Source organism: Flavobacterium sp. GW823-FHT06G12 (genome assembly GCF_058794775.1).
In genome coordinates this window covers 897,513-910,394 of the sequence record NZ_JBXAHE010000001.1, presented here as the reverse complement: position 1 = coordinate 910,394, position 12,882 = coordinate 897,513, and the positions used below count along the sequence as shown (strand labels likewise).

Sequence of the window (12,882 nt, the reverse complement as noted above, 5' to 3'; positions counted from 1 at the left end):
TATGCATATAATTCAACGTATTCACAACTGTAAATTAAATAGATAAATTATATAAACCTTAAAGCCCGGGCATTTCGTCCGGGCTTTTTTATTTTCAAAAAAATGGAAACAATTCAAAAATTAAAAGAAAATGCTGCCATCTTTCTTCCCGAAAATGGCTTAGAAGAAAAACTAAACCTAGCTAAAAAAGAAAACAGAAAATTAATTATTAAACTGGGTTTTGATCCAACTGCTCCAGATTTGCATTTGGGGCATGCTGTTGTGCTTAAAAAACTGAAACAATTTCAAGATTTAGGACATCAAATTGTAATTGTTGTTGGAAGTTTTACGGCAAGAATCGGTGATCCGACTGGAAAAAACAAAAGCCGAAAACCTTTAAGCATTGAAGAGGTACAGCACAACGCAGAAACCTACATTTCGCAATTGTCTAAAATTATTGATGTTGAAAAGGCCAAAATTGTTTTCAACTCAGAATGGCTTGACGAACTTCCTTTTTCTGAAGTGATTCAGATTATGTCGAATGTGACGGTTGCACAATTGATGCATCGAAATGACTTTAATAAGCGTTTTAGTGAGAATACGCCAATTGCAATGCATGAATTGGTTTACCCAATTTTGCAAGGTTTTGATTCGGTTAAAATTAATGCTGATATCGAAATGGGCGGAACTGACCAATTATTTAACTGCACTATGGGAAGACAGTTACAGGAAAGTTTTAAACTTTCGGGACAAATTGTGATGTGCATGCCTTTACTTAAGGGATTGGATGGAAAGGAAAAAATGAGTAAATCGCTTCATAATACAATTGGTTTAATTGATGAACCAAATGAAATGTTTGGTAAAACGATGTCAATTCCTGACGCTCTTATTTTAGAATTTTTAGAATTGACAACCAATTTTTCATTCGAAGAAAAAGAAGAAATCAAGAAAAGATTAGAGAAAGAAAATCCGATGGATATTAAAAAACTAATTGCTAAAAATATTATCAGCCAATACCATAATCAAAATGAAGCAGAACAAGCAGAACAATTTTTCATTAATCAATTTCAAAGTAAAAATGCAGCATCAAAATCATTTATTCCTGTTTCGATTTCTTCTTTAGAAAATCAAACCAGTAAAATGACTTTGATTGATCTTTGTGCATTCATTAAAAATGATATAACAAAATCAGCTAATAGAAGATTAATTGAAAGTGGTGCAGTTCAAATCAATAATGAGAAAATTATAAATCCAAACGAATTGATTTTATTAGAAAAAGAAACAAAAATCAAAATTGGAAAGAGAAATTTTTATGAATTGCAATAATTGAATCATTATTGTTTGTAAAGAGCGAACCTCTGCAATTTAATTTTACATTTCTATATTCGGGTTTCAAAAATAAATAAGAAAGGGATAAACAATTAAGTTTATCCCTTTTTGAATATCTATAACTAACAAAATTTAGAAATTCATTATTTTTAGGTTCGAGTTGTAAAGGGACAAAGTTTTTCAGCTCTGTACCTTATTTCTTTGATTCTTTGCCTCTTTTTACTGTAAAGAAACTTTTCTTTTTTGAAATTTATTTACAAGCCATTTTCTAACTGGTTCATCGTATAATTTTAAACATACGAAAGCTAATATTATGGTCACAATTAAAACTCCAATTCCTTCTAAATATCCATTTTCCATACTAACTTTATTATCTACAACCCAAGCTGTAAACCAATAAATTAAAGGATAATGTGTAATGTAAATTGGATACGAAATGTCTCCTAGAAGTTTACAGATTTTTAATGAAAATTCATTTTTAATCTCTCCTCCTGCTCCAATTGCCACAATAAGCGGAAAAATTAAAATAATACAGATTGATTCGTATAAACCATTTATCCAAAGACTGTTTTCGTCTCCAAATCTTGGAAGTGCCAAAACAATCGTGATTAAAATACTGCAAATCCAAAAGGCGTTTTTTACATGAATAAGTTTTCCTAGACGGCACAGTAATACTCCAGCAAAAAACGGATATAATAAACGGGTAAAACCGACATTCATTTGCTCCAAATTCAATGACCAACCGCCAATTACGTCTCCTTTTGATCCGAAAACTGTATAATTAATTAGCAATCCGGCAAATATTAATACAAAGACCGACATTACTTTATTCGAAAATTTACGAAAGATTAAGGCGTACAAGATGTTTGCAATATATTCGAAAAAAAGCGACCATGCCGGCCCATTTAAAGGATGCATTTCTCCCCAACCTCTAATTTCTAATGAAGGTGGAATTGGTAAAAGTGTAAAACCTATTACCATAGTTAAAATAACTTTCCAGACTTCCATTCCCGCAATCATTGGAAACAATGCGTCTGAAGCTTGAAAATAGTAAAATATAGCCCCAATGATCATTCCTAGAATTACCATTGGCTGTAAACGAATTAAACGGCGTTTGTAAAATTCCCATTGTCCCATTTTACCCCAACGATCGTCATATGCATAAGCGACAACAAATCCTGATAAAAGGAAAAAGAAATCTACCGCAAGATATCCATGATTTATAATTTGTTTAAAACGGTTTCCGCCTGCAAAGGCTTCAAAAATATGGAAAGCAACAACTAAAATAGCTGCAACTCCACGCAGTCCGTCTAGAATTTCGTAATGTTTTTTTGGTTTAATATCAGATGAAATTGAACTCATTTGTTTTTGGTTTAAGGTTAAGTTAGATTGATAAAATTTTAGATTGATTGTGATCTAAAATTATTTTTTGAGTTTGGATTTTTAGATTGAAATTTAGCTTATTGATGATTTTTTAGCCATTCTGCTCTTCTCTGGTCTGGTAAATGTTTTACAGAGAAGTTTTCAAATTTTGCTTCAAAGCCTTTTCCGTCAGGAGAAGCAGCCATTAAACCTACCATAACTGGTGCGTTATCTTGTAAAGGCGCATTTCTGGTCATGATATAGTTTTTATCATCAAAAGAATAGAATATTTCAACGGCATCTAATCGTCGTACGGCTTTAATCCAAATAAAAGGAGGCACTTTATCTAAAGTTGTTACGCTCCAATCGCTTTTGTCGTGTGTTACAACGGTACTGACATTAAATTTTCCGTCTACAAACTCCACTCCTGTTTTGATGTAATTTTTCTCGTCTATACGAATCATCAAACCCATCTGGTCAAAACGAGCGATGTAGTTTCCTGTCAGTTTTACTTTTGCTTCAAACTCTCCACCGTAATTGGCGTAGTAAAAAGGCGCATCATCCACTGTGAATCCATAGTGCGAAATTCTCCAGTAATCGCTATTTGCGGTAACATTCATAATCAATGCATTATTTTTAATTTCCCATTTTTCAGGTTCATTAAACCATTGCATTTTGTTCAGACTCTGTGCTGAAAGGTTCTGGAACATGACAAAACCAAATGTAAATAGTAGTATTCGTTTCATTTTCAAAATTTGATTTTTATTATTAAAGCAAAACTTCTAATATTTTGTTTGTACATCTAAAATTTTAAGACAAAAGCAAAGCTGCAAATTTTTACACTTGCAGCTTTACAAACCAACCAATTTTAGAAATAAAAAACTTATTTAAGTGAGAATTTCACTTTAGATTTTATATCTGTAGATGAAGCACCAATAATTGCTTCGAAATCACCAGGTTCTGCAACCCAGTCATGTTTTTTATCATCAAAGAAACTTAAAGCTGTCTTATCAATTGTAAACGTTACTGTTTTTTCTTCTCCAGCTTTAAGAGCAACCTTCTCAAAACCTTTTAATTCTTTTATCGGACGAGGCAATGAAGATTTCACGTCAGTAATGTACAATTGTACTACTTCAGATCCTTCTCTGCTTCCTGTATTTTTTACGTTAACTGAGAATGTAATTTTATCTCCTTCGTTAATTTGTTTTTTGTCAGCTGTTACTTTTCCGTAAGTAAAAGTAGTGTAGCTTAAACCGTGTCCAAAAGAGAACAATGGTTTGATTTTGTTTTTGTCAATCCAACGGTATCCTACAAAAATTCCTTCGTTGTATTTTACGTCATCGCCACCTGGAAATTCTCCTAAAGCATGAGCTCCGTTATCAGATAATTTTACTGGGAAAGTGAAAGATAATTTTCCAGAAGGATTTACATCTCCAACCAAAACATTTGCTAAAGCATTTCCTGCCTCAGTTCCTAAAAACCATCCCTGCACAATTCCTGGAACCTCTTTAATCCAAGGCATTGCAATTGCATTTCCAGAAATATTTACAAAAACAATGTTTTTATTTACTTTCGCTAATTCGCTAATTAATTTATCCTGACCATAAGATAAATTCAACTCTTTACGATCGTGTCCTTCGTCATCTTGATTTTCGCTTTTGTTCAATCCGCCGATAAAAAGAACAATATCAGCATCTTTAGCTACTTTTAAAGCTTCTGCAGTCAATTCAGCTGGAGAACGTTTCTCTTCCAAACTTACTTTAGCAATAACTCCATTGTAATTACTTGTAGGATCTCCTACATAACCTCTTGCATAAACAATTTCAGCTTGGTTCCCGATTCTTTTCTTTAGACCTTCAAGTGGCGTGATTTCGTATCTTGCTTTAAGCGAAGAACTCCCTCCACCAACTGTCATCATTTTGATCGCATTTTCTCCAATTACAGCAATCTTTTTGGTTTTAGAAAGATTGATTGGAAGAATATTGTTGTTGTTTTGTAATAAAACGATTCCTTCTTCAGCAATTTTACGGCCAGCCAAAGCATGCTCTTCAGTTCCAAAAGACCCAAAAGGACGGTTTCTATCCATTGTAGTTAGGAAAGATAAACGTAGAATGCGACGTACTTTTTCGTCCAATTCTTTAGTTCCAACTTCTCCTTTTTTGATCATTTCTGCATATGGTTTTGCTAAATAGTAGTTATCATATGCATTACTTGTTCCCCAAGAAAGACCATTTGTCCAAGAACCGAATTCCATATCCAAACCATTGTGAATAGCTTGTTTAGTATCACTAACTCCACCCCAATCTGAAACTACAACTCCTTTGAAGCCCCATTCTCCGCGAAGAATATCGTTTAATAAATATTCGTTGTGGCAACATTGCTGTCCTTTGTATTTGTTGTAAGCCCCCATAATTGACCAAACATCACCTTCTTGAACTGCAGCTTTAAAAGCAGGAAGATAAATTTCGTACAATGCACGATCGTCAACAATTACGTTAACCGAGTTACGATTTGTTTCTTGATTATTTAAAGCGAAATGTTTTACGCAAGCTGCAACTCCATTTGCTTGAACACCTTTAATATAAGGAACAACCATTTTAGATGCCAAAAACGGATCTTCTCCCATATATTCGAAGTTACGACCGTTTAATGGACTTCTATAAATATTTACACCAGGTCCTAATAATACATTTTTGTTACGGTAACGTGCTTCTTCTCCAATAGATTTGCCATATAAAGAAGCCAATTCTTTGTTCCATGTAGATGAAAGTGCTGTAAGCGCTGGAAAAGCAATACAAGAATCGTTTGTCCATCCAGCTTGATCCCATTCGTCCCATTTTACCTCTGTACGAATTCCGTGTGGTCCATCAGTCATCCAGTTTTCGGGAATTCCAAGACGTTTTACACCTGGAGAACTAAATTTAGACTGCGCATGAATCATGGCAATTTTCTCATCAGTTGTCATTCGTTTAAGCGCATCTTCTACGCGCTCTTCAATCGGTTTTTTATCATCTAGATAAACTGGAACTTTATTCTGAGCATTTGCTCCCAAAGAACTCAGTAAAAGTAAAACAACAATTGTTTTAACGTTTTTTAACATAACAGTAATAATTAAAGCATTAGTTAGATAATATTATAAAGTCTATATAAAAACTTTTCTATCATATTGTAAAACTAAAACGTTATCGTACAAGTTACATTTTTAGACAGAAAAAAGTAGTGGTTTAAAAAATTAATACATTGATTTTTAAATATTTAAAACAAAAAACACCTTAAAAAAAGTAGTGATTTTGAAATAAACATTTACGCTTTCAAAGCCATTGAGCCAATTTTCATGACCATTTCTTCGAAATCATTTCGCGAAACTGCCGCCTTATTTCGAGCTCTTGTGCGATAGTTGTAAATTGTGCTTAAAGAATAACGCAAAAATGCTGCTATTTTAACACTGTCCGTAATTCCGAGTCTGATTAAAGCAAAAATTCGAAGTTCTGTATTTAGTAATTCATTTTGCTTTAAAACGATTTGCTCTTCTGGAATTAATAAAGCATTGAAATCTTTGACAAATGTTGGATATAGGTTTAAAAAGATAATATCGAAGTTTTTGTATAATTCTTCTAGCTCATTATCAACCAAAGTAGTTGATTTTAATATTTTGTAAATTTCATCGAATTGTTTTGCTGTTGCTTTCTTGTTTAAACTAATGCGATAATTTTCTAATTTGTTAATGTAAGTTGAGCAAAGACTGAAGAAATGTGCAATATATTCTTCTTTAACCAAATTAGATTCAGACAATTGCAGATTACTTTCTTGCAACTGCTTGTTTGTTTCAGTAATATCTTTATTTAACTCTGCTAGTTTCTGGCTGGTTTCATAAAGTTCGCTTCTAATTCTAGAAACCTTTTTCATTTGTTTGTAAACGTAAATAATTGCAACTAGTAAAAATAGAGAAAGCAAACTGATGCAAAGCAAATAAATCTGTAATTCACTTTTTCGTTGCGCTTCACGTTCCTGATAAACTGTATTAATAATCGAATATACTTCTGACATCAACAAAGTTCGAAACTGAACATTGCAATATAATGCATCTTCAATCGCAGATTGTGTGAGTTTATAAGCCATATCGACATCTCCAATTTCGTAAAAAACTAAAGCCAACTCTTGGAGTGAAGCATTGTCTTTATTGGCATTTTTAATATCTGAAGTGGCAGAAAGTGCGTAGTATCTTTTTCTAGCTTCTAAGTCATGCGTAGCTTCACCTATTTTTCCTAACAAATAGGTAATCATTGCATATTCTGGACTTTCTTCTTTTGTTTTATTCAATAAAGCTAATAACTGCTTTTTGGGATCATTGTATTTTTTATCAATAAAAATATCTTGCTGGATTCTATTAATTTGATATTCTAATGTATTTGGTTTTAGAATACTTAATAATGAATCACGATAACTCCCAATCTGTTTTCTGTATTCGGGACTGTAACTATTAGCCGCATAATGTTCAAAAAATTCACGATACGAAATATAATAATTTGGAAGTAAAGAAGCAGGAAGGCTTTTTTTATTAATGCTTTTTAAAATTGCTTCAGATTCACGGTATTTTCCAGAAGACGAATAAAGTGTTACCAGTTGCAATTGCGCTAAATCTAAAAGTTCTTTATTTTGAAGTTCTTCGGCAATTTTGATGTTCTTTTTTATATATTGAATTGCAGAATCTGAGTTTAGTTTCTGATATTCAAAATAAAGTGTTTTGTTATAATTATACTCCTGCTCTTTCGTAAGATTATCCGATTTTATCTTCTTGAAATTCAGAATTCGCTCTTCTTTAATCTTTACGTAATGCTGTTTATTTTTAATCGCTTCGTTTAATTCTTTCAAAATAACATCTGTACTCTCCGATGCAAAAAGTGGAAGGTTTAAAATAAAAAACAGAAATAAGTAATATTTTTTCAAAGCGATTTTAATATAAAGGAATTACAAATATAGCAAAGCGAAAATATAAAAAATGAATTATTTTGAGAGTGGTTATAATTAACCAAAAATGAAATTGCATTATTTTATGCTATAAAATAATACGATAACAAAAATACAATTCGTATAAATAAATTTATTAAAAACAAAAGCTTTGTGAAAGTTTCAAAATTTCACAAAGCTCTGCTATACTATATAAAACTAAAGCGCAATAGGCGCCGCTAAACAACTTTCTGGAATATTGAAAGCATTTACGAGAGCCACAGCATCTGGACGAATATCCCAACAAAGCTGATTTACCATTTTACGGACTGCTTTGGTTTTTACTGCTTCCATATAACCGTCTTCAAGATACCAACCTTTGTTTTTTTCTATCTGTGAAAGCGCATATAACTGATTCAATTTCGTTAAAATAACTTTCGAAGATTCGTCTTCAACCGCTTTTATTGCGATTTGAAATTGCTCTAAAACTATTCTTTCCAAATATGCTTCGGCCACATCAATCATTTGATGTTGCACAACGTTGAAAGCATCATAAGGTTCTAATCCTCCATCAATCAATTTTTTGATACGTCTAGCTGCTGAAGCCAAAATTGTTTTTTCTCTATGAACAAATGCCTGAAGATGAAATTCTCCATCTAACAAATGTTCGTCTTCTGTTCTACGGGTTGCAATTGGGTTTTTCTCTGCAATTGCTGTTTTTGCATTTTCGTATACATAATTGATAATTCCCAACGAACCCATTTCTCCAAATGACTTTCTGAATTCTGCTAATCTGTTTTTAGCTACTAATTGCATTAAAACGGTATTATCTCCTTCAAAAGTGGTGTAAATTTCAGTATCGTTTTTAAGCGCATCTATTCTATTTTCAGACAAATAGCCTTTTCCTCCGCAAGCTTCTCTACATTCTTGCAGAATATCTCTCGTGCTCCAAGTAGAATACGATTTCATTCCTGCTGCCAATGCTTCGATTTCTTGCATTTCAGCTTCGGTTCTGTTTAAAAATCTACTCGTTAAATATTGAAGTGCAAAATGAACGGCATACGTTTTAGCTAAGTGTGGCAATAATCGACGCTGATGCATTCTGTAATTTAAAATAGGAACTTCAGAACCTCCTTCTGGACCAAATTGTCTTCTTTGATCGCTATAGCGAATGGCAATTGTTAATCCTGATTTAGCTGCAGCTAGAGCCGAACGCGGAATTCCGATTCTTCCTCCAACCAAAGTTCCTAACATCGTAAAAAATCGTCTATTATCACTCGGAATCGGGCTTTCAAATTCGCCTTTATCATTTACTGAAGCAAAGCGATCCAGCATATTGTCTTTCGGAATCACCACATTATCAAAACTTATTGTTCCGTTATCTACGCCATTTAATCCCATTTTATGGCCGCAATCGCCAATTGTTACTCCGTTTAATACATTTCCGTTTGGATCGCGTAACGGAACCACAAAAGCATTTACGCCATAATCATGATCGTCAATAATTAATTTAGCAAAAACCGTCGCCATTTGTCCATGAACAGCTGCGTTGCCAATATATTCTTTTTGAGCATTTTTATTTGGCGTATGAATGGTAAAAGTCTGATCGTTATGATTGTAAGTTGCTGTTGTTTCTAGACCTTTTACGTTCGATCCGTGATGTGTTTCAGTCATGGCAAAACAGCCTGGAAGTTTCAATGAACCAATATCTTTTAGATATTTAGCATAATGTTTTTCAGTTCCTAACGATTGAACACTCATTCCCCAAAGTCCAAACTGAACACCAAATTTAATTACCAAACTTAAATCGTGATAACTCAGCGTTTCCATGATGGCGAAATAATCTTCAATATTTCCTCCTCCGCCATATTCTTTTGGATAAGCCATGCTTCCTAAATTTTCATCGGCTAGAATTTTGCACCATTTGTAAACTGTTTGTCTAAAAACGTTAATATCGGTAGACGTTTCATATGCAAATTCAGGTCTCGAAATCACAGATTTAACTCTTTCAATTATTGCAGCTTCTTTTCCGTCTAAAAGTTGAGTGATTTTCTGAATGTCAAAACTAGCATCTGTATGAGAATTGGCTGTAAAAGAATCCGCTTTGGTTTTAAAGTTTTGAAGCGCCTCTTCGCCTAAAATCCCTAAATCATTTTCTAGTTTTTTGAAATCGGATTCGATTGGTGTTAAATCCAAATCGGTTCCCGAAAGTGCTCTTGCAATATCAAAAATCGACTTAACAGAAGATTTATCCTGAATGCTTTTTTCAATATCCAATTTCCATTGTGTGAGTTCATTTCGCGAAGGCGGATTTGAAATATCTACTTTAGAAAGCAAATATTCTTTTTCTTCTTGAGACAAAACATTTAGCGAATTTATAAACTCTTTTAAGGTTGTAAATTCTTTCTGTGTCAGTAAATCGTCTGACCACACTAAATAAAATAACGGAGTAAAGGCTTGAAGTTTGGTATTTTGCATAACGAATCTTAAAATTAACTTTTGTTAAATTAAAGAAATTTATGGCTTAAAGTAAGTTAAGGTTCTCTTAATAAATCTAATTGAAGATAAAAAAATCAGCCATTAACCTTACTATTCATCATACCGCTTACCACTTTGATCATAGTTTTTCTAGAGAGAAATCTTGGCAAAAATGATTGTGCATAGTTCATTTTTCCAACAATTTTAAAACTTTTGTTTTTAAGTAATGCATGTATTCCTTGTTTTGCAACTGTTTCTGGAGTATCAGCAGCCATTCCTTTTGTATTGGCTTTTGCCACTGCTTGAAAACCTGTTGTGGTATTGCCTGGGCAAAGCGCAGTAATAGTAACACCTTTATGATTGTATTCTCCGTATAATGCTTCTGAGAAATTAAGTACAAAGGATTTACTGGCGCAATATGCTGCAACATACGGACAAGGCTGTAAAGCCCCTGTCGAAGCAACATTTATAATTCCGCAATCTTTTTTCTTTATCATATCTGGCAACACCAAATAGGATAATTTAACCAAAGCATTAATATTGATTTCTACCATATCTTCATAATCTTCAATGGTTTCATCAAGAAAATTTGTCCATTTTCCAAAACCCGCATTATTCACTAGTAAATCCACAGATAAACCTGCTTGTTTTATTTTATCATATAATTGTTGAGGCGTTTCTTTTTTAATAAGGTCGACCTCAAAAACGTTTACTTTAACTTGATATGCTGCAGTGATTTTTTTAGCTAAGAATTCTAATTTATCTTTTGATCTTGCAGTTAAAATAAGATTTGCACCTTGTTTTGCCAATTCATATGCAAAAGCTTCACCAATTCCAGATGATGCACCCGTAATGAGTGCTGTTTTGTTTTTTATTGTTTTCATTTCTTTAGTATTAATGATGGGGCAAAATTCATTAATAACTAAACCAATCTACTTGACCTATGTTAGGAAATGAGTTTTTTTCTGATTCGACTCAAACTTTCAGGTTTTATTCCAATAAAAGAAGCAATATATTGAAGCGGAACATTCTGAATAATGTCAGGATTATATTTAAGTAATTTCAGATAACGTTCCTCAGCAGACAAATTGATAATGTCTTTTGTTCGCTGTTCGTTATAAATTACAGACTGTTCATAAGTAATTCTTGCAAAATCAGCCCATTTTGGACTTTTCTGACATAAAATATCCAAATTGTTTTTGGTAATTCTAAGCAATTCACAAGAAGTAATACATTCTATGCTATCTGTCGAAATTGTTCCGTTTATAAAGCTGTTAAAAGAAGTAATAAACCCAGACGGGCAATTAATATGAGTGGTAATCTGATTTCCGTCTTCGTTGTAAAAAATTCTAATAAAACCAGAATTAATGAAATACAGATATTTTACAGGCTTATTTTCCACCTCCAATAACTGTCCTTTTTCACAATATACAGACTCAAAAAAATTTTCCATCAAAACCATATCTGTATCATCTATGGCAATAATTTCACGGATTAAATTTACAAGTCTGCTATTCTTCATATTAATAAAATCAATTTGTTTTTTGCCACAGATTACACAGATTGAAAAGGATTTTTTTGTTTGCCACGAATTGCACGAATTCACACGAATTAATTTATTCTAGAATTGAGAATAAAATTTGTGCAAATTCGTGCAATTCGTGGCAACATTTTTTTGCCCAAAGAATATAATCCTTTTAATCTGTATAATCTGTGGCTAAATAATTTTTCAGTTTATCGCATAAAAAAACAGGAATGAAAAATACTCATTCCTGTTTAAACATCCTGTTAAGGTTCTTATAATTTTCGATTTTAAACCAATAAAAAATATGAAAACTAAGAAATTAAGAACCCTTGGATATTGAGGTCATTTTTTGCTTTATGGCAAAAATATGATGCGAATTAAAAACTAACACTGCGGTAAAAATGATACCGTATGCTGTAATCTGCAAAGGCGTAATATTTTCTTTGAAAAAAAAGGCCGCCAAACCAAATGCAATCATCGGATTAATGTTTAATAACATTCCAACTGTTGAAGAGTTGATTCCTGAAAGTGCATATAAATTGAGAAATAACGGAATTATAGTAAATACAATTGCAATGGTTTCAATGCAGAGATAAAACTTAAATTCCGTTGGAACCGGTCCCCCAAAAACCGGATAAAACGGTAATAAAAACAAGGCTGACAATGTGATGTGAAAAGTCAAAACAATAAACTTATCAAAACCTCTGTTAGCACGTTGGCTTACTAAATAAGCAGCATAAGTAAGCCCTATAATAATACTGAAAAACATATCCATTATATCGGTGTATGAGAGTAATATGCATCCCGAAATACTTAATCCGACAGAAAGCCATTGTGTTTTTAGCAGTTTTTCTTTCAGTATAAAATAAGCCAATAATGTCGTTAAAATTGGACAAACCAAATATGCCAGAGAAGCTGCTTTTACACTCACATGATTAACCACATAAATAAAGGTGAACCAGTTTGCCATCAAAAAAACACTTCCGCCAATATTCAGCAGAACCGATTTTCTTTTTTCTGATTTTGATAACGCTTTAAAAATCTCAATCGTTTCTTTTATTTGTTTTCTTTTAAACAAAAAAGCAATTAAAAGCATTAAACCAGCACAACTGAAAACACGAAAAAACAAAATATCTAACGAAGGATATTCATGAATTGGCTTTAAAACCAAACTGAAAAGTCCCCACGTAATAAAGGCTGAAATCGCCGCGATATAATACTTTGTTGTTTTCACAAAATTGCTTTTGAATTGTTTTCTTTTG

Annotated in this window: 9 protein-coding genes; 1 reads left to right on the top strand and 8 read right to left on the bottom strand. The window is 32.6% G+C overall.

Annotated elements, in window-relative coordinates; genetic code table 11:
* Positions 1-102 precede the first annotated feature (102 nt).
* Positions 103-1,305 carry a tyrosine--tRNA ligase gene (gene tyrS, locus AC1Q5Z_RS03975; protein WP_492443861.1) on the top strand — a complete coding sequence of 401 codons (1,203 nt, stop codon included), beginning with the start codon at positions 103-105 and terminating at the stop codon, positions 1,303-1,305.
* 222 nt (positions 1,306-1,527) lie between these two features.
* Here tyrS and AC1Q5Z_RS03970 read toward each other — a convergent pair whose 3' ends face one another.
* From AC1Q5Z_RS03970 to AC1Q5Z_RS03935, 8 genes are all read right to left on the bottom strand, one after another.
* Complete coding sequence (locus tag AC1Q5Z_RS03970; protein WP_198856032.1) at positions 1,528-2,670, bottom strand: acyltransferase family protein; 1,143 nt, start codon at positions 2,668-2,670, stop codon at positions 1,528-1,530.
* Positions 2,671-2,768: 98 nt separating this feature from the next.
* Positions 2,769-3,416, bottom strand: coding sequence for a DUF1349 domain-containing protein (locus AC1Q5Z_RS03965; RefSeq protein ID WP_198856033.1), 648 nt, complete (start codon positions 3,414-3,416; stop codon positions 2,769-2,771).
* Positions 3,417-3,553: 137 nt separating this feature from the next.
* Complete coding sequence (locus tag AC1Q5Z_RS03960; protein ID WP_492443860.1) at positions 3,554-5,770, bottom strand: glycoside hydrolase family 3 C-terminal domain-containing protein; 2,217 nt, start codon at positions 5,768-5,770, stop codon at positions 3,554-3,556.
* Positions 5,771-5,973: 203 nt separating this feature from the next.
* Positions 5,974-7,617 (bottom strand): SusR family glycan utilization regulator, encoded by a 1,644-nt coding sequence (gene susR / locus AC1Q5Z_RS03955; protein WP_492443859.1) that lies wholly within the window; start codon positions 7,615-7,617, stop codon positions 5,974-5,976.
* 219 nt (positions 7,618-7,836) lie between these two features.
* Positions 7,837-10,095, bottom strand: a complete 2,259-nt coding sequence (locus AC1Q5Z_RS03950; protein ID WP_492443858.1) for an acyl-CoA dehydrogenase family protein — start codon at positions 10,093-10,095, stop codon at positions 7,837-7,839.
* A 95-nt stretch (positions 10,096-10,190) separates the two neighbouring features.
* Positions 10,191-10,979 carry an SDR family NAD(P)-dependent oxidoreductase gene (locus tag AC1Q5Z_RS03945; protein WP_492443857.1) on the bottom strand — a complete coding sequence of 263 codons (789 nt, stop codon included), beginning with the start codon at positions 10,977-10,979 and terminating at the stop codon, positions 10,191-10,193.
* Between the two features lie 62 nt (positions 10,980-11,041).
* Positions 11,042-11,617: a Crp/Fnr family transcriptional regulator gene (locus AC1Q5Z_RS03940; protein ID WP_492443856.1), complete on the bottom strand. Its 576-nt coding sequence runs from the start codon at positions 11,615-11,617 to the stop codon at positions 11,042-11,044.
* 322 nt (positions 11,618-11,939) lie between these two features.
* On the bottom strand, positions 11,940-12,854 hold the full coding sequence (locus AC1Q5Z_RS03935; RefSeq protein WP_286971026.1) for an EamA family transporter: 915 nt from the start codon (positions 12,852-12,854) through the stop codon (positions 11,940-11,942).
* Positions 12,855-12,882: the final 28 nt, after the last annotated feature.